Raw genomic sequence first — 16,842 nt, forward strand, 5'->3', positions numbered from 1 at the left:
CGCCTCTTTTTTGTGTGCCATATTCTTTCCCAGTCAATAAGTCTTGACAATTCCAGCGGCAATTGACATAACGTTTAAAAAATTTTGACGATGACCGTGTAGGAGAGGCGGATGGACACCAAATCCCTGACCTTGCTGGTGGAAATCCTGGATGCCGGCAACCTGAGCGAGGCGGCGCGCCGGCTGAAGATGACGCGCGCCAACGTCAGCTATCACCTGAGCCAGCTGGAACGCTCGGTCGGCATGCAGCTGGTGCGGCGCACGACGCGGCGGGTCGAACCCACCGAGATCGGGCTCAAGCTCTATCGCCACGGCCGCAACATCCAGGATGAGATCACCGCGGCCCGCGAGTCGGTCGAGACCCTGGGCAAGACGCCGCAGGGCAAGGTGCGGCTGAGCGTGCCCAGCGGCTACGGCGGTTTCGTGATGACGCCCTGGCTGCTGGAGTTCAAGCAGGCCTATCCGGACATCGTGCTGGACGTGCTGTTCGAGAACAGCGTAGACGACCTGCTGCGCGACGAGGTCGACATCGCGGTGCGCATCATGTCCGAGCCGCCGCAGAACCTGGTGGCGCGCGAGCTGGGCCAGGTCCGCTACGTGGCCTGCGCGTCGCATGCCTATGCCGCCGCCCGCGGGCTGCCGCAGCGTCCCGAGGACCTGGCCAATTGTCCGGTCATCAGCGCCGCGGTCATCGGCCGGCCGTTGCGGCTGTCGGCCTATTACGGCGGCCTGCCGCGCCAGCACGTGGTGCTGGAGCCCACGGTGGTTTCGCGCAATTACGTTTTCCTGCGCGACGCGATCCGCGCCGGGCTGGGAGTGGGCATCGTGCCGGATTACGTGGTGCACCGGGACTTGGCCGCCGGCGAGCTGCTGCCCGCCCTGACGCCGTGGCGGCTCAGCATTTTCGGGCGCGCCATGTATATGCTGTACATGCCGAACCGGCACCATCCGCGGGCCATCTCGATGATGATCGAATTCATACTGGCGCGCGCCCAGGCCAGCCATGAAGGCATGCCGGGCCTGCTGGCCCCGGCCGGGTAGCGCCTGCTGGCCCTGGCCCCCCACATCCCGGAGACTCCATGACAGACACGTCCACGTCCGGCGCCGCCCGCGCGACCCGTTCCGCCCTGGCGTCCGAGGCGCGCCGCGCGCAGCTGCGGCGCATGAAGATCGGCGCGCTGGCGCTGCTTGCGGCCATGATGGGCGGCTTCGTCCTCAGCCATGCGATGGGCGGGCAGGGGATCTGGGCCTGGGTGCGCGCCTTCTGCGAGGCGGCCACGGTGGGCGCGCTGGCCGACTGGTTCGCGGTGGTCGCGCTGTTTCGCCGCCCGCTGGGACTGCCGATTCCGCATACCGCCATCATCCCGAGCAACAAGGACCGCATCGGCGACAACCTGGCGGTGTTCGTGCGCGACCACTTCCTGGACCCCGACGCGCTGATGGAAAAGCTGCGCGTGTTCGACCCGGCCGCGCGCCTGAGCCACTGGCTGGGCCGCCCGCGCCAGGCGCGCGCCCTGAGTGAAGGCGCGCGCAACGTGGCGCTGCAGATGCTGGACCTGCTGGACGACCGCGCGGTGCGCGGCGTGATCCAGGAATTCGCGGTGAAGACCTTGCGCCGCTGGGACGCGGCCGACACGGCCGGCGAGGTGCTGGGCCTGCTCACGCGCGACGGCCGCCACCAGGAGCTGCTGGACGCCGCGCTGGAACGGCTGGGCGGCTACCTGAGCGAAGAAGAGGTGAAGGCCCGCGCCTCGGGCCTGCTGGTCAAGTTCGCCAGGAAGGAATGGCCGCGCATCATCGCCGCGGTGGACGTGGTCAAGTCGGTCGAGGGCATCGCCGACAACCTGGCCGACCGGCTGGCGCGCGCGCTGGTGGAAGAACTGCGCGACGTGCTGTCGCAGCCGGAGCATCCGGTGCGCCGCGACTACGAGGCCTGGGTGCTGAACTACATCCGCCGGCTGCGCGACGATCCCGCGCTGGCCGCGCAGGTCGAGGCGCTCAAGCAGCGCGCCATCGACCACCCCAAGGTGCAGGAATACGTGCAAGGCCTGTGGGACGACATCCACGCGGCGTTGCGGCGCGATCTGTCCGACGAGGATTCGGCGCTGGCGCGCCACCTGGAAAACGCCTTGCTGGCGCTGGCCCGCAAGCTGGGCGAAGACCCCGGCCTGCGCGAGGCCGTCAACCGCCACGTGCTGGGCGGCGCGCGCCGCCTGACCGGCCGGCTGCGCAGCGGCGTCACCGAGCATATTTCGCGCACGGTGAAGAACTGGGACGAGCGCCACCTGGTCGACGAGCTGGAGCTGAGCGTGGGCAAGGACCTGCAATACATTCGCTTCAATGGCACCGTGGTCGGCGGGCTGATCGGCGTGGCGCTGCACGCGGTGGTGTCGGCGGTCTGGTGAGAGGCGCGGCAGGCCCGCGCCCTCCGTTTGTATCAGGAACGAAGATTGCTGGCGGGCGGCTCGGCGTGAATGCTATTGTTTTTGACGGCATGGGGCGGCGACCGGCCGGCCCTGGCCTGCGATTCCTGGAGGCACCACATGAAGAAAATATCGTTGCTGGTTTCGGCGCTTGCGCTGGCGGGCGCCGCCGGCGCGGCATCGGCGGAAAGCGTTTCGATGTCCTTCCTGAGCGCGGACGGCGTGGGCAAGAGCGCCGGCACCATCACGGTCAAGGACACCAAGGGCGGGCTGGAGCTGACGCCGAACCTGAAGGGCCTGCCGCCCGGCGAACACGGCTTCCACGTGCACGAGAAAGGGTCTTGCGAGCCCGGCATGGTGAACGACCAGATGGCGCCCGGCGGCGCGGCCGGCGGGCACCTGGACCCCAAGGGAACCAAGGCCCACAAGGGCCCGATGGCGACCGACGGGCACCAGGGCGACCTGCCGTTCATCGTGGTCGCGGCCGACGGCTCGGCCAAGAAAGCGGTGGTCGCGCCGCACCTGAAGCTGGCCGACGTCAAGGGCCGCGCGCTGATGGTGCACGTGGGCGGCGACAACTACAGCGACACGCCCAAGCCGCTGGGCGGCGGGGGCGGACGCCTGGTCTGCGGCGTGGTGAAGTAGGCGCTCAGACCGTGCCGTTGCGGCCGTGCTGGCGGTAGCCTTCGCGCTCGGCCAGCCGGTCGTAATAGGCCTCGACGGCCGGCAGCCGCGGCTTGTCGAAGGGCGTGAGGAACCACCGGTTCACCGACAGGCCGACGGCGACGTCGGCCAGCGTGAAGGCCGCGCCCGACACATAGGCGCCGGTCTGTTGCAGGCGCTGGTCTAGGATGCCCATGAAGCGCGACCAGGCCTGGCACGAGGCCTCGATCGCGGCGGCGTCGCGGTGCGCGGCCGATTGCCGCGCCAGCGCCATGAAGGCATAGGACCAGGAACGGTTCAGATCGCTGGCCTGCCAGTCCAGCCACTGGTCGACGCGGGCGCGCAGCTTCGGTTCGGCCGGATACAGCGCCTGGCCGCCGTATTGCGAAGCCAGGTAGCGGATGATGCTGTTGGACTCCCACAGCACGAAGTCGCCGTCCTGGATCACGGGCACCATGGCGTTGGGGTTGAGCGCCAGGAAACCGGGCTCTTCCGTGGGCCTGAACCCCGAACCCCAGTCTTCGCGCTCGAAAGGCAGCCGCAGTTCGGCGCAGGTCCACAGCACCTTGCGCACGTTGATGGATGAGGCCTTTCCGAGGATTTTCAGCATGCTGTGCGCGCCGCGCGCTCCGTTGGTATGAACGGGGCAGTCTAGCGGCGGGCGGGCGCGGCCGCCAGATACAGATGCGCGCCGATCAGCCCGCAACAGTTGCGGGCTGGCTGCGCAGCCGCCGCACCGGCGAGCCGAACAGCACCGCGAACTGCACGGCGAAGCCGGCGGTGGACGCCCACAGGCAGGCTTCGATTCCGACCCGCGCGGCCAGCACGGCGCCGATCAGCGCGCCGACGGGGCGGGCGCCGTAGGTCGCGGTGAGGATTACCGAAGAGACCCGGCCCAGCATGGCGTTGGGCGTGACCGCCTGGCGCAGCGTGGTGGTGGTGATGGTCCACAGGATGGGGCCGGCGCCGAACAGGAACAGCCCGGCCGCCGCCCAGGCGCCCGACGGATGCGCCAGCGTGGCCAGCAGCAGGAGGCTGGCCGCCAGCGCGGCCAGGGGACCCGCGCCGATCATGGCGCCGAAGGACAGCCGCCGGGCCAGCCACGGCGCCAGCAGCGCGCCGGCCACCATGCCGCCGCCATACACGCCCAGCGTCGCGCCGACGGCCGCGGCCGACAGGCCGAGCCGGTCCACGGCATAGGCCACGTAGACGGCCTGCAGCACGAACCAGGCGGTATTGAAGAACACGGCGGTCACCAGCACCGGGCGCAGCAGCGGATGCGCGGCGACGAAGGATGCGCCTTCGCGCAACTCGGCCAGCATGCGCCGCCGGGGCCTGGGCGCGGGCGTCTCGCGCGGCAGGCCGGCGAGCAGCAGCGCCGCCAGTAGCGACAAGGCCGCGGCCAGCGCGTAGGCGGGCTGCGCGCCCATCCAGCCGACCAGGGCGCCGCCGGCCGCGGGGCCGGCCGAAAACGCCGCGCTGCGCGCCAGTTCCAGCCAGCGGTTGGCGCTGGCCAGTTCGGCTTGCGCGACCAGCCGCGGCACCAGCGCGGGCGCGGCCACGTTGTAGGCCACGGTGCCCAGCGCGCCCGCGAATCCCAGGGCGGCCAGCCAGCCCAGGTTCAGCAGGTTCGTCCACAACAGCGCCAGCAGGCCCAGCAGGCTGGCCGCGCGCACGGCCTCGGCCACGCTCATCAGGGTGCGGCGCGGCATGCGGTCGGCCAGCACGCCGGCCGGCAGCGACAACAGCAGGAACGGCAGGGTCTGGGCGGCCTGCAGATAGCCGGTCTGCGCGGCGCTGGCGCCCAGCGCCAGCACCGCCACCAGGGGCGCGGCGGCCAGCGCCATCTGTTCGGAGAACTGGGCCGCCAGGTTGGAGGCGGCCAGGCGGCGGAAGGCGCGGGGCAGGGCGGGCATGGAAGCGGGGCGCAGGAACGGCGAGGGCACGATCATGATCGCGCCCCGGCCCGCCGGCACTCCGTTTCTTGCCGCGCCGGTCAGGGTATGGGCGGATAGGCGCCGAAGCCGTCCGGCCAGGGCGTCAGCACTTCATAGCCGGTCTCGGTCACGACCACCATGTGTTCCCACTGGGCCGACAGGGAGCGGTCCTTGGTCACCACGGTCCAGCCGTCGGGCAGCTGCTTGGTCTGGGGCTTGCCGGCGTTGATCATGGGCTCGATGGTGAACATCATGCCGGGCTGCAGCACCAGGCCCTCGCCCGGGCGGCCGTAGTGCAGCACCTGCGGTTCGTCGTGGTAGATCTGGCCGATGCCGTGGCCGCAGTACTCGCGCACGATGCTGAAGTGCTCGCGGTGCGCCACCGTCTGGATCGCGTGGCCCACGTCGCCCAGGGTGGCGCCGGGCCTGACCGCCATGATGCCGGCGCGCATGGCCTCGTAGGTCGTTTCGACCAGGCGGCGCGCCAGCGGGCTGGGCTGGCCCACGTAATACATGCGGCTGGTGTCGCCGAACCAGCCGTCCTTGATGACGGCCACGTCGATGTTCAGGATGTCGCCGTTCTTCAGCACCTTGGCCGAGGGAATCCCGTGGCAGATCACGTGGTTGGCCGAGGCGCAGATGGTCTTGGGAAAACCGTGGTATCCCACGTTGGCCGGGATCGCCTTCTGCACGTTGACGATGTAGTCATGGCAGATGCGGTCGAGCTCGTCGGTGGTGACGCCGGGACGCACGTGTTCGGCGATCATGTGCAGCACTTCGGCGGCCAGGGCGCCGGCCTTGCGGGCCATTTCGATGTCGGCGGCGGACTTGATGGAGACTTTGCGCGCCATTTACGCGGCCTCCTGCTGGGCCGCCTGCGGCCGGCCCTGGGACAGCGCGGCGATGGCGAAACCTTCGGCCTGCTCGATGCGGATCAGCATCTGGCAGATGTCGGCGTGGCGCAGTTCGGGGTAAAGCTCGGACAGCATGCCGATGCGCATCCAGTGCTCGGCCTGGGAGTTGATGGAGCGGCTCAGCGCGCCGCTGGCCACGCGCAGGTTCTCGTGCATCTGCTCGGAAATCTTGACTATGCCCATAAGTGATCCATATATAAACCGTATATGAACCGTATCTTACTCCGGCGCACGCGGCGCGCGCAAATCGCGGGCCGCTAGCGCGCCTTGCCGCGCGCGCTCTTCTTGGCGCCGGCGCGCGGCGCTTCCTTGGGCGGCGGCGCGGTGGCGGCCGCCATCTGCTCCATCCAGATCAGCGCGTCGGTATAGGACAGGAACTGCTGCAGGTAGCCGGGCGACAGCTCGCGCATCAGCGACAGCGCGCGGTGCACGAGCTGGTTGGAATTGAGCGGGCCGGCGTTCTTGTGGACCTGCTCCTGCGATTGCCGCACCTGGCGGTCGGCGCTGACCCGGGACCAGACGCCCTGGAAGTACTCCAGCACCGCCAGTTCCGGATAGGAGGCGCGCAGCTGCGCCGGCAGCGATTCCGCGGGTTCGTCCGGCGCGGGGGCGGCCAGCGCGTCGGCCAGCCGGGCCAGCGGGCCGGGGGCGGCCTCGGCCTGCGGCGCGGGTTCGGCCCGGCCGGCGGCGCGTTGCAGGTCGTCGGCGTAGGCCAGGATCAGTTCGGCCAGCCTGGCGTCCAGGCGCTGGCGCGCCGCGCCGTCATGCGCGGCGGCGCGCCGCGCCATCGCGTCGATCAGGCGAAAGCGCGCCGGCGCGTGGCGGTCGGCGCCGCTTTCGCGCCAGCCGTCCAGCACGGCCTGCGCGTCCAGCATTTCCGCGCGCGCGCCGTCAGCGCCCATGAGGCTGTTCCGCGTTGCCGGAGGGGCGGGGAACCGGCGTGATCTCGACCCGGCGGTTCTTGGCCCGGCCGGCTTCGTCGGCGTTCGAGGCCACCGGCTGCTCGGCGCCGAAGGCGGCCGCGAATACGGACGAGGAGGGCACGCCTTCGTCGATCAGCGCGCGCGTGACCGTCAGCGCGCGCTGGGCCGACAGGTCCCAGTTGTCCGCGAAGCGGCGGTTGCCTTCGCGCACCTGCTGGTCGTCGGTATAGCCGCTGACCATCAGGATCTCGTTGTGGGTCCTCAGGTAGGCCGCCAGCGGCTCGATCAGGGTCTTGAGCACCTCGCGGCCTTCCGGCTGCAGCTGGTCGGAGTTCAGCGCGAACAGCACGCTGCCGCTGATGCCGATGCGCCCGTCGATCAGGGTCACGCGTCCGGCGGCCAGCGGGCCGGCCAGCGCCTGCTCCAGCGTCTCGCGGCGCTGGGTTTCGGCTTCGCGCTGCTTGACCTCTTCTTCGAGCTGGGTCGACAGCTGCAATTGCAGCGCGACGACGCTGACCAGGATCAGGACGAAAGCGCCCAGCAGCACCGACATCAGGTCGCCGAAGACGGCCCAGGCCGGGACCGTCGGCTCCACGCCGCCGTCGATGTCCTCGTTCATGCCGTTTCCGCCGCGGGCGCCGCGCGCTGGCTGGCCAGCTGCTGCAGGTTCTCGACGATCTGCTTCTGCGACATCATGCTCAGGTCCACGACCTCACGGGCCTGCGCCACGTAATAGGCGAGCTGTTCGTCGCCGCGCGCGATGGACTTGTCCAGCGCCGCTTCGATGCGCTGCAGATGGGTGAGCAGCTTGTCGTTGGATTCGCCGAACAGCTGCACCGCCGCGCCGAAGGATTCGCCCAGGCTGGCGACCTCGACGGCGCTGCTGGTGACCTGCGCGGCCACGTCGGCCAGCCTGCCGGCCTCGCTTTCGACCAGGCCGGTGAACTGCGCGCCCACCCGGTCGAGCAGACCGGCCGAGGAGGACACCAGCGCGTCCACCGCCGAGCGCTGTTCGGCGGCCGTGTGGTTGACGGCGTCCAGCAGCGTGCCCAGGGTTTCGAGCAGGCGGCTGCGTTCTTCCAGCATCTCGTTGTCGCGCTCCATGCTGTCGGACAGCTTCTGGCGCAGTTCGCCGATGACCTCGGCGGCGGCGCGCGGCGCCTCGGAGGCGGCCTGCACCAGGCGGCCGATCTCGGCGATGGTCTCGCTGGCGTGGGCCTGCGTCTGCGAGGCGATGTCCTGCGCGGTCAGCGCCAGGGTGTCGCAGATCTGCTGCTGTTGGCTGGCGGTGCTGGCGCCGGCCTGTTCCCACTGGTCGCGCAGCGTGTCGGCCATTTCGCCGAGCTTGCCGGTCCAGGCGGCCAGGCGGGCTTCGTCGCTGCCGGCCAGCGCGGCCTGCAGTTCGGCGTGCGAGCGCTGCAGGGTCTGCAGCAGCTGTTCGGCCTGCCGGCCGAAGGCGGCCGTGGCGCTTTCCAGCGCCTGCTGGTTGCTGCCGGCCAGCTGCGCGCCGACCTGTTCCTGGCGCGCCTGCGCGTCGATCCAGGCCTGCGTGACGCCGTGGGCCGCCGCCTCCAGGCGGGTGCAGATGTTTTCGAGCAGGCTGGAATGCGCCTGGGCCTGTTCGGCCAGTTCGCGCGACGCCTGGGTCAGCGTGTCGCCGATCTCCAGCTGGCGCAGCGCGGCCTGGGTGCCGGCCTGTTCCCATTCGTGGCCGAGGCGCTCGGCCAGCGTGGACAGCGTGCCGGTCCAGGCGGCCAGGCGTTCCTGGTCGCGCGAGGCCAGCGCGGATTGCAGTTCGGTCTGAGACTGGTCCAGCGTGCGCAGCAGGCCGGCGGCGTGCCGTTCGAAGGCGGCGGCCGCGGCTTCGAGCGCCGCCTGGTTGTCGCCGGCCAGCTTTTCGCTGCGTTGTTGCTGCTGCGCCAGCGCGCCGGTCCATTGTTCGGAGACGCCGCGCGCGGCGCTCTCCATGCGCGCGGCCACGCCTTCGAGCAGCGCGGCCTGGGCCTGCGCCTGGGTGGACGCGTCGTGCACGGTCCGGGCCAGCGATTCGGTGATCTCCTGCTGGCGCGCCACGGTCTGCGCGCCGGCCGCTTCCCATTGCTGGCCGAGCGCCGCGGTCATCGAGGCCAGGGCGCCGCTCCACGCGGCCAGGCGTTCCTGGTCGCGCGCGGCCAGCGCGGCCTGCAGGTCGGCGTGCGATTGCTCCAGCGTGCGCAGCAGCGAGGAGGAATGCTGCTCGAACGTGGCGGCGGCCGCTTCCAGGGCCTGGCGGTTGTCGCCGGCCAGGCGTGCGCTGGCGGCTTCCTGGCGCGACAGCGCATCGGTCCATTGCTGCGACACGCCGTTGGCGGCGGCTTCCATGCGCGCAGCCACGCTTTCGAGCAGGCCGGCCTGGGTGGCGGCCTGCGCGGTGACGTCGCGCACGGTCTGCGCCAGCGTCTCGGCGATGGCCTGCTGGCGCTCGGCGGCCAGGGCGCCGGCCTGCTGCCATTCCTGGCGCAGCGTCGCGCCCATGGCGCCCAGCGTCTCGGTCCAGGCCGCCAGGCGCTGCTGGTCGCGCGAGGCCAGTTCGGATTGCAGCGCGCCATGCGACTGGTTCAGGGTGCGCAGCAGCGAGGCCGAGTGCTGCTCGAAGCTGGCGGCGGCCGCGGTCAGCGCCTGCAGGTTGTCGCCGGCCAGTTTTTCGCTGGCCTGTTCCTGGCGCGCCAGCGCCTGGCTCCAGGCCTGCGACATATCGCCGGAAGAGGCCTCCAGGCGCGCGGAGACCTGATCCAGCAGCGCGGCCGAGCGTTGTTCGAAGGTCTGGGCGTAGCGGTCCAGCGATGCGCGCAGGTCCTGGGCCAGGGCTTCGCTGGCGCGCTGCTGTCCGGCCAGGGCCTGGTTCCAGATCTCGGCCACGTTGGCGGTCGAGGCCTGCAGGCCGGCGGTCAGGCCGTCGAGCTGGCGCTGCACGGCCTGGGCCACGGTGTCCTGCAGGTTGGCGGTTTCGCGCGACAGGCTGGCCATGGTGGCCGCGACCACCGGCTGCAGGGCTTCGCCGGCCGAACGGGCGCTGTGCGCCACGCCGTCCTTCATCGATTGCTCCATGACCGACGCCAGGCGGGCGTAGGCCGCCTCGGCCTTGCCCTGGAAGGCGTCCTGGCTGGCCAGCTGGCGGTCGTTGAGCGCCTGGTGCTGGCGCGTCATGCCGTCCATCATGGCCTGCAGCTTGTCGACCAGCGCGGGCATGGCCTCGGCCTGGCGCTGCATGACTTCGGCCTGGCGTTGCAGCAGCTTGAAGGACTCTTCGCGCTGATAACCTTGCGAATACACGCGCAGGGCGGTGGCGGCCTTGGCGTCGAGCAGCTGCGCGGCGCGGATGCGGTCGCGCCGGCACAGGGCGGCCAGCAGCCCCAGCATCGCCGAGGTGGCCACGCCGGCGATCGAGGTGCCGAACGCGAATCCCAGGCCCTTGACCGGCGCGGCCAGCGAGGCGCGGATGGCGGCGAGGTCCGTGGCGCTTTCCAGCGCCAGGCCGGTGCCGCGCAGCGTCACCACCATGCCCAGGAAGGTCCCCAGCATGCCCAGCAGCACCAGCAGCCCCACCAGGTACGGCGTCAGCGCCGGCCCGGGCAGGCCGGCGCGCTCGCCCTCGATGCGCAGGCGCGCGGCGTTGCGCAGGCTGGCGGGCAGCTGGTCCAGCCAGCTGGCCAGGTTGCCCGGCGCCTCGGCCAGCCCGGAGAGGGCGCGGCTCAGGGCCGAGGTGGCCCGCTGGTAGCGCCACAGTTCGTACGCGCCGGCGAGATAGCAGACGCCGATGAGCAGGGTCACGGCCAGCGCCAGCGGGTTGGTGCCCGCATAGCCCAGGCCGATCCAGCCCGCAACGGCCAGGCCGGCCAGGAAAACAACGAGATTGATCAGGTATCGGGACATAGTGTCCTGGTTAGTGTGTACGGATCTGGCCGGTGCGCAGGGCGGCAAGCAGCCCCTCGACCGGTTGTAAACGGACATCCAGTTCGGCGAGCAGGACGCTGCGCATGTCCTTGCGGAACGTCTCCAGCCAGGCGCCGGCCGCGGCCGCAGGCGCCTCGGCGCCGTCGTCGCCGGCTTCGGCCAGGGCCTGCGCCTCGGCCTGGCGCAGGCGTTCGAAATGGCCTTGCAGCAGTTTCGGGATGGCGCCCAGCAGGGCGCGCTCCTTGGGCAGCAGGGCGCGGTCCATGATGGCGTCGACCACCGCCAGGCGCGTCCATTCGCCATTCCTGGCCGCGACCATGCCGCGCAGCCGGCTGCGCAGGTTGCCCACGGCGGTTTCCATCGTGTGCTGCAACGACAGATAGCGCTGGCGGAAATTCGCGTAATCGGCCTCGGCTTCGGCCAGGGCCGCCAGCTTCTTTGCCGGCGCCTGTCCCGGCGCGGGACGCCTGGCGGCCGTGGCCGCGGTATCGCTGGCGATGGCGTCGGCCAGGGTGGCGCGCACGCGCTCGCATTCGCGCTCCTCGGCGCTGCCGAACATGCGCGCGCCCGGCGCGATCACGGGCGGGCTGGTGTTGAGCGCCGCCGAAAGGGCGATCGCGTCCGTCCAGCCGAGCCATTGGCTCAGATGGTCAGAGAGCGATTGCCTGGATTGCGCGACATCGACATCCGTCAGGCGAGTCAGCAAGCGAATGAGCGTCGGGCCGCTTAAACCGGTGCGCTGGGGGGCCTGCAACATACCACCAGAGTCAAAAAGGGGGGAGTTTACACGGTGGCGGGCGGCGCTGCGGACGGAAAGGGGGCGGGGCCGGGTAAACGGGGTCGTATCACCCGGCGCATGTCGCGCTAGGCCGCGCGGGCCAGCGGCGGTTCGGCGGCCAGCGCGGCCGCGGGCGCGTCCAGATACTCTGCCAGGAAGTCGATCAGGCGGCGGGTCTTGGCCGGCAGCAGGCGGGTCTCGGTCACGGCGTGCACGGCGACCGGTTCCAGGCTCCAGGTCGGCAGCACGCGCACCAGTCCGTCGGCGCCGCCGCCCAGCGCCGCGATGCCTGCGCCCATCTGGGCCAGCTGCCTGGCCATGCAGGCGTCGTTGGCGCCATAGCGCAGGGACGCCGGGACGTCGCGCCGCTCGGTCCCGCGCCGCAGCCGCCAGGGGCCGGCCGGGCAGGCGCCCTGGCGCAACCCGATGCAGTCGTGGCGTTCCAGGTCTTCGGGTTCGCGCGGCGCGCCTCGCGCGGTCAGATAGGCGGGCGAGGCATACAGCCCGGCCTGCACCGCGCCCAGGCGGCGCGCCACCAGCGTGGAGTCGGGCAGCTCGCCCAGGCGGATCGACACGTCGGCGGCATCGGGCGCGCGCTCGGCGCTTTCGCGCTCGGCCACGGACAACTGCAGCCGGATGTCCGGGTAGCGGCGCCCGAAAGCCACCATGGCTGGCATCAGCGCGTCCAGCGCATGGGCCGCCGGCAACTGCACCCGCAGCGGCCCGCTGGGCGTGTCCAAATGCTCGCGCAGCTCGGCGTGCGCCAGTTCGGCTTCGGCCACGATGCGGCGGCAGCGCTCGAAGTACAGGCGGCCCGCGTCGGTCAGTTCCACGCGCCGCGTGTTGCGGTTGAGCAGGCGCAGCCCGACCGAGCGCTCCAGTTCGGCCACGTGGCGCGACACCGTGGAGGTGGGGACGCCGAGCGCGGCGGCGGCGCGGCTGAAGCTGTGCGCCTTCGCCACTTCGGCGAACAATTCCATGCCATGCAGGCGTTTCATCTGGGATCTCCCTGTTTGCGGGCCGGCCGGCCCTGGCCGTCAGAATGCGTAGATGACGCCGACGTGGGCGAACGCGTTGGTCTCGCGGTCGGTCAGCGGGCTGTCGCGGGCGTCGCCGGCCAGGGTGCTGACGCCCAGCGTGGTCACCGCGGCCCAGCGGTCGTTGAAGCTGTGTGTCCAGGTGCCGAAGACCGACACGGATTTGAAGCCGGACGAGGCCGAGTAGGTATCCAGCCCGGCGCGGCTGCGCGCGGCCTGCGAGGGCGTGACGCCAAACCACGTCTGCATGTAGTCGCTGTCGGCCCATTGCGTGTTGGCGCCGATCGAGACGCGGTTGCGCGTGTCGCGCCATGCCGTGTAGGTTGCGCGCAGGTCCAGCGTGGCGCCATAGCCGCTTTTCGCGGCCTGCCGGTAGGCCGCGATCACCGAGAAGTCCCCGGACGACCATTCGATGAAGGCGCCGTAGGTGCCGTGGAAGTCGATGTCTTCCAGTCCCTTGGTGAGGTCGGCGTCATCGGCCTTGCGTCCCAGCCCCATGCCGACGAAGGCGCCGGTGGTCCAGTCCGGCGCCAGGTCGAACTTCAGGCCCATGGCCGGCAGGCCTGCGCGCGGCGAAATGAAGAAGTGTCCGGACTGGTATTGGATCAGCGGCACGGGCAGGGCGCGGTATTCGCTGGAGCCTTCGTACACCGGTATGGCGCCCACGCCCATGCCGATGAAGTTGCGGCGCTGTCCCTCGTTCTCGGCGCGTGCGTTGCCCGTCAGCGCCGCCAGCAGCGCGGCCGAGGCCGCCAGCGTCCTGCTTGATAAAATCAGTGGCTTCATTCCATTGCTTCCTTTGTTCCCAGGCGGGCCGGCTGCCTCGCCCTACGCGAACCGCATTGTCGGCATGGGGTTTTAATAATTTTTTAAATGGGCGCCGGCATGATTCGCCCTCGTTCGTTTGCCTTGGAGTTCTCTTGCGTGTCCTGTTAGTCGAAGACGACGCCATGCTGGGCGACGCCTTGCATACCGGCCTGGGTCAGTCGGGGGTGGACGCGCACTGGGTGCGCGACGTCGCGCAGGCCAGGCTGGCCCTGGTCGAACATGCTTTTCAGGCCGTGCTGCTGGACTTGGGGCTGCCCGACGGCAGCGGCCTGGCGGTCCTGAAGCAACTGCGCGCGCGCTACGACGCGACTCCGGTGCTCATCCTGACCGCGCGCGACCGGCTCAGCGAACGCGTCCAGGGCCTGGACCTGGGCGCCGACGACTACATCGTCAAGCCGTTCCAGCTCGATGAGCTGCTGGCCCGGCTGCGCGCCGTGGTCCGGCGCAGCAGCAACACGGTGGTGTCGGCGCTGCGCTGCCGCGACGTGGTGCTGGAACCCGCAAGGCGGGTGGTGACGCGCGCCGGCGTGGAGATCGGACTGAGCGCACATGAATACCGCACGCTGCTGGCGCTGATGGAGCGCATCGGCCATACCGTCAACCGCGAGCAGCTGGAGGCCGCCGTCTATGGCGACAGCGGCGCGATCGAAAGCAACACGGTGGCCGTGTACATCCACCAGCTGCGCCGCAAGCTGGGCGACGGGCTGATCACGACGGTGCACGGCCTGGGCTATCGCATCGAAGAGGCTTCATGAAGACCTTGCGCAGGCAGTTGACGGTCACGCTGCTGCTGACCCTGTTGCTGGCCTGGATCGGCGTGTCGGCCTTCCAGCAGTACGAAACCATGCGCGCCCAGACCGGCGTGCGCGACCTGTGGCTGCGCGACGCGGCCACCCAGATGCTGGCCTCGCTGCCGGTCAGCCTGCTGGGCAGCGTGGCGCCCACCGAACGCTTCGCGCCGCCCGGAGCGGAACTGGTCGACGGCGACCGGGTGCGCTTTCATGTGTGGTCGCTGGCCGACCGGCGGCTGCTGATGCGTTCGCCTGAGTCGCCCGAAGCGCCGCTGAGCGCGACGCTTGCCGACGGCTACGCCGACGTGACGCTGGACGGCGCCGCGTGGCGCGTGTTTTCGCTCACCGACGCCAGCGGCCGCGTGCAGGTGCAGGTGGCCAAGCCCGAGAGTGAATGGCGCGCGCGGTCCTGGTACAGCGTCAGGCGCGGCCTCATCATCGTCTCCATTCTGTTCGTGCTGCTGGCGGCGGTGAGCTGCGCGGTGGTGTGCCGGGCTTTCCGCAAGGTGGACCAGACCGGCGCGGCGATCGCGCGCCGCGAGCCGTTCGACCTGGCGCCCGTGCCGTCGGCCGGCATGCCGGGCGAACTGCATCCGTTCATCCAGTCGATCAACCAGTTGCTGGGACGGGTGAAGGCCGGCATGGACCGCGAGCGCCGCTTCCTGGAGGACGCGGCGCACGAACTGCGCACGCCGCTGGCCGCGCTCAGCGCGCACGCCGAACTGGTGGCGCGCAGCATCGGAACCGGCGGCGAGACGGCCTCGATCGAAAAGCTGCGGCAGGTCGCGCAGCGCACTTCGCGCCTGTCGGAGCAGTTGCTGGATCAGGCCCGCATGGATGCGTTGAGCGCAGGCGCCGACGCGCCAGAGACGATCGAACTGGACAAGCTGGTCGTGATGCTGGCGCGGGATTGCGAATCGGACGCGACCCGCAAGCGCCAGCGCATCCTGCTCGAAGTCCGGGCCTGTACGGTCCAGGGGCGAGTCGACGCGATGGGCGTGCTGCTGCGCAACCTGCTCGACAACGCGGTCCGCTATACGCCAGAGGGCGGGCAGATCGCCGTGTCCTGTGGCCCCTTGCCGGATGGCGGCGCGTTCCTGCGCGTGGCCGACGACGGCCCCGGCATCGCGCCGGCCCAGCGCCGACGCGTCTTCGACCGCTTCTACCGCGCCGCCGGCAGCGCCGGCGGCGGCAGCGGCATCGGCCTGTCGCTGGTGGCGCAGATCGCCCGCCAGCATCACGCCGAGATCAGCCTGGACGAGGGCCTGCGCGGCGCAGGCGTGGCGCTGACGCTGAATTTCCCGCCGGCCGGTCGGTGATAGATTAGGGCTTGCACACTGAATGGAGCCGCGCACGTGGCGCAATGTCCATGGATTCCCTGATCGCATCGGCGGCGCGGGCGCTGGCGGCCGGCGATCCGCTGGCCGCGCTGAATCTGGTCGCCTTGCGCGGCGACGCGCCGGCGCTCGCCCTGCGCGGCATCGCCATGGCGCAGTTGGGCGATTTCCGCCGCGCCCGCACCCTGCTGCGCAGCGCCGCCCGCGGCTTCGACGCCAAGGACGTGCTGTCGCGCGCCCGCTGCGTGGTGGCCGAGGCCGAGATCGCGCTGGTCTCGCGCGAGCTGGCCTGGCCGGAGAAGGCGCTGGAGGCCGCGCGCGCCGCCTTGCAGGCGCACGGCGATCCGGCCAATGCCGCGCACGCCCGTCATCTGCAGGCGCGCCGGGCGCTTCTGATCGGCCGGCTCGACGACGCCGAACGCGCGCTGGCCGCGCTCGACCCCGCCGCGCTGGCGCCCGCGTCGCGCGCCATCCATGAACTGATCGCCGCCGGCATCGCCTTGCGGCGGCTGCGGATACAGCCCGCGCGCGCCGCGCTGGCCCAGGCCGAGATCGCGGCCAATCACGCCGGCATTCCGGCGCTGGCGGCCGAGGTCGAAAGCGCGTCGATGGTGCTGACCGCGCCGGCTGCGCGCCTGCTCGGGCGCGGCGGCGAACGCCTGTTGCTGCTGGACGAGGTCGAGGCGCTGCTGGCGTCCGACACGCTGGTGGTGGACGCCTGCCGCAACGCGGTGCGCGAGGCCGGCGCGGTGGTGCCGCTGGCGAGCCGGCCGGTGCTGTTCGCGCTGGCCCGCGCGCTGGCGCAGGCCTGGCCGCAGGCCGTCGCGCGCGAGGCCTTGAGCCGGCAGGCCTTTCGCAGCGCGTACTTCGACGACACGCACCGCGCGCGCCTGCGCGTGGAAATCGGCCGGCTGCGCACGGCGCTGCGGCCGCTGGCCGGCATCGTCGCCACGCGCGAAGGCTATGCGCTCGAGCCGCGGCCGGGACGCGAGGCCGTGGTGCTGGCCCGCCCGGTCGAAGACGCCGACCGCGACCACGGCGCCATCCTGGCGTTCCTGGCCGACGGCGAGGCCTGGTCCAGTTCGGCGCTGGCGCTGGCCCTGAACGCCAGCCAGCGCACGGTGCAGCGCGCGCTCGATGCGCTGGCCGCCGCCGACAAGGTGCAGTCGCGCGGGCAGGGCCGCGCGCGGCGCTGGATCACCCCGCCCATGCCCGGATTCACGACAACCTTGTTGCTCCCGGCCGCGCTGGCGGCGGACTAGCATGGAGGCGTCTCTT

At 71.1% G+C, this 16,842-nt stretch carries 16 protein-coding genes; 6 read left to right on the forward strand and 10 right to left on the reverse strand.

The genetic code is table 11. The features are described 5' to 3' along the window. Positions 1-111: 111 nt before the first annotated feature. From AC1M14_RS11695 to sodC, 3 genes are all read left to right on the forward strand, one after another. Entirely contained in the window at positions 112-1,041 is a 930-nt protein-coding gene (locus AC1M14_RS11695; protein ID WP_102775961.1) for a LysR family transcriptional regulator, read from the forward strand. 38 nt (positions 1,042-1,079) lie between these two features. After that, positions 1,080-2,405, forward strand: a complete 1,326-nt coding sequence (locus AC1M14_RS11700; protein WP_479731644.1) for a DUF445 domain-containing protein — start codon at positions 1,080-1,082, stop codon at positions 2,403-2,405. Positions 2,406-2,543: 138 nt separating this feature from the next. Next, positions 2,544-3,068: a superoxide dismutase family protein gene (gene sodC / locus AC1M14_RS11705; RefSeq protein WP_209166868.1), complete on the forward strand. Its 525-nt coding sequence runs from the start codon at positions 2,544-2,546 to the stop codon at positions 3,066-3,068. Positions 3,069-3,072: 4 nt separating this feature from the next. On the opposite strand, the gene AC1M14_RS11710 is transcribed toward sodC, so the two are convergent. The 10 genes from AC1M14_RS11710 to AC1M14_RS11755 all read right to left on the reverse strand — a co-directional run bounded on the left by AC1M14_RS11710 (position 3,073) and on the right by AC1M14_RS11755 (position 13,394). Next, positions 3,073-3,696, reverse strand: a complete 624-nt coding sequence (locus AC1M14_RS11710) for a glutathione S-transferase family protein (protein ID WP_111824936.1) — start codon at positions 3,694-3,696, stop codon at positions 3,073-3,075. Between the two features lie 85 nt (positions 3,697-3,781). Beyond that, complete coding sequence (locus AC1M14_RS11715) at positions 3,782-5,002, reverse strand: MFS transporter (RefSeq protein WP_479731797.1); 1,221 nt, start codon at positions 5,000-5,002, stop codon at positions 3,782-3,784. Positions 5,003-5,082: 80 nt separating this feature from the next. Further along, positions 5,083-5,874: a type I methionyl aminopeptidase gene (gene map / locus AC1M14_RS11720; protein ID WP_209166869.1), complete on the reverse strand. Its 792-nt coding sequence runs from the start codon at positions 5,872-5,874 to the stop codon at positions 5,083-5,085. Continuing rightward, positions 5,875-6,120, reverse strand: coding sequence for a ParD-like family protein (locus AC1M14_RS11725; protein WP_102775966.1), 246 nt, complete (start codon positions 6,118-6,120; stop codon positions 5,875-5,877). Positions 6,121-6,194: 74 nt separating this feature from the next. Further along, a complete protein-coding gene (locus AC1M14_RS11730) occupies positions 6,195-6,839 on the reverse strand; it encodes a DUF2894 domain-containing protein (protein WP_102775967.1) in 645 nt (214 codons plus the stop codon). Beyond that, positions 6,829-7,479 carry an OmpA family protein gene (locus tag AC1M14_RS11735; protein ID WP_102775968.1) on the reverse strand — a complete coding sequence of 217 codons (651 nt, stop codon included), beginning with the start codon at positions 7,477-7,479 and terminating at the stop codon, positions 6,829-6,831. Before AC1M14_RS11735 ends, AC1M14_RS11730 begins: the two co-directional genes overlap by 11 nt. Beyond that, positions 7,476-10,772: a DUF802 domain-containing protein gene (locus AC1M14_RS11740; RefSeq protein WP_479731645.1), complete on the reverse strand. Its 3,297-nt coding sequence runs from the start codon at positions 10,770-10,772 to the stop codon at positions 7,476-7,478. The genes AC1M14_RS11735 and AC1M14_RS11740 overlap by 4 nt, the downstream gene beginning before the upstream one ends. A gap of 10 nt (positions 10,773-10,782) precedes the next feature. Then, positions 10,783-11,550 (reverse strand): DUF3348 domain-containing protein, encoded by a 768-nt coding sequence (locus AC1M14_RS11745; RefSeq protein ID WP_479731646.1) that lies wholly within the window; start codon positions 11,548-11,550, stop codon positions 10,783-10,785. Between the two features lie 107 nt (positions 11,551-11,657). Beyond that, positions 11,658-12,569 carry a LysR family transcriptional regulator gene (locus tag AC1M14_RS11750; protein WP_102775970.1) on the reverse strand — a complete coding sequence of 304 codons (912 nt, stop codon included), beginning with the start codon at positions 12,567-12,569 and terminating at the stop codon, positions 11,658-11,660. A 39-nt stretch (positions 12,570-12,608) separates the two neighbouring features. After that, the gene (locus tag AC1M14_RS11755; protein ID WP_479731647.1) at positions 12,609-13,394 is read right to left on the reverse strand and encodes a MipA/OmpV family protein; all 786 of its coding nucleotides are present in this window, start codon (positions 13,392-13,394) and stop codon (positions 12,609-12,611) included. Positions 13,395-13,528: 134 nt separating this feature from the next. Between AC1M14_RS11755 and AC1M14_RS11760 the strand changes: the two genes are divergently transcribed. From AC1M14_RS11760 to AC1M14_RS11770, 3 genes are read left to right on the forward strand one after another with little or no spacing between them, the layout of a single operon-like run. Next, positions 13,529-14,191 carry a response regulator transcription factor gene (locus AC1M14_RS11760; protein WP_102775972.1) on the forward strand — a complete coding sequence of 221 codons (663 nt, stop codon included), beginning with the start codon at positions 13,529-13,531 and terminating at the stop codon, positions 14,189-14,191. Further along, on the forward strand, positions 14,188-15,546 hold the full coding sequence (locus tag AC1M14_RS11765; protein WP_479731648.1) for an ATP-binding protein: 1,359 nt from the start codon (positions 14,188-14,190) through the stop codon (positions 15,544-15,546). Before AC1M14_RS11760 ends, AC1M14_RS11765 begins: the two co-directional genes overlap by 4 nt. Positions 15,547-15,596: 50 nt before the next feature. Next, positions 15,597-16,826, forward strand: coding sequence for a helix-turn-helix domain-containing protein (locus AC1M14_RS11770; RefSeq protein ID WP_102776057.1), 1,230 nt, complete (start codon positions 15,597-15,599; stop codon positions 16,824-16,826). Positions 16,827-16,842: the final 16 nt, after the last annotated feature.

The organism is Achromobacter sp. SX5, from assembly GCF_056711425.1.

What these genes read in the sequence shown, in the direction of transcription:
- AC1M14_RS11695 (WP_102775961.1), top strand. Translation starts at nt 112, where the DNA reads ATGGACACCAAATCCCTGACCTTGCTGGTGGAAATCCTGGATGCCGGC.
- AC1M14_RS11700 (WP_479731644.1), top strand. Translation starts at nt 1,080, where the DNA reads ATGACAGACACGTCCACGTCCGGCGCCGCCCGCGCGACCCGTTCCGCC.
- sodC (WP_209166868.1), top strand. Translation starts at nt 2,544, where the DNA reads ATGAAGAAAATATCGTTGCTGGTTTCGGCGCTTGCGCTGGCGGGCGCC.
- AC1M14_RS11710 (WP_111824936.1), bottom strand. Translation starts at nt 3,696, where the DNA reads ATGCTGAAAATCCTCGGAAAGGCCTCATCCATCAACGTGCGCAAGGTG.
- AC1M14_RS11715 (WP_479731797.1), bottom strand. Translation starts at nt 5,002, where the DNA reads ATGCCCGCCCTGCCCCGCGCCTTCCGCCGCCTGGCCGCCTCCAACCTG.
- map (WP_209166869.1), bottom strand. Translation starts at nt 5,874, where the DNA reads ATGGCGCGCAAAGTCTCCATCAAGTCCGCCGCCGACATCGAAATGGCC.
- AC1M14_RS11725 (WP_102775966.1), bottom strand. Translation starts at nt 6,120, where the DNA reads ATGGGCATAGTCAAGATTTCCGAGCAGATGCACGAGAACCTGCGCGTG.
- AC1M14_RS11730 (WP_102775967.1), bottom strand. Translation starts at nt 6,839, where the DNA reads ATGGGCGCTGACGGCGCGCGCGCGGAAATGCTGGACGCGCAGGCCGTG.
- AC1M14_RS11735 (WP_102775968.1), bottom strand. Translation starts at nt 7,479, where the DNA reads ATGAACGAGGACATCGACGGCGGCGTGGAGCCGACGGTCCCGGCCTGG.
- AC1M14_RS11740 (WP_479731645.1), bottom strand. Translation starts at nt 10,772, where the DNA reads ATGTCCCGATACCTGATCAATCTCGTTGTTTTCCTGGCCGGCCTGGCC.
- AC1M14_RS11745 (WP_479731646.1), bottom strand. Translation starts at nt 11,550, where the DNA reads ATGTTGCAGGCCCCCCAGCGCACCGGTTTAAGCGGCCCGACGCTCATT.
- AC1M14_RS11750 (WP_102775970.1), bottom strand. Translation starts at nt 12,569, where the DNA reads ATGAAACGCCTGCATGGCATGGAATTGTTCGCCGAAGTGGCGAAGGCG.
- AC1M14_RS11755 (WP_479731647.1), bottom strand. Translation starts at nt 13,394, where the DNA reads ATGAAGCCACTGATTTTATCAAGCAGGACGCTGGCGGCCTCGGCCGCG.
- AC1M14_RS11765 (WP_479731648.1), top strand. Translation starts at nt 14,188, where the DNA reads ATGAAGACCTTGCGCAGGCAGTTGACGGTCACGCTGCTGCTGACCCTG.
- AC1M14_RS11770 (WP_102776057.1), top strand. Translation starts at nt 15,597, where the DNA reads ATGGATTCCCTGATCGCATCGGCGGCGCGGGCGCTGGCGGCCGGCGAT.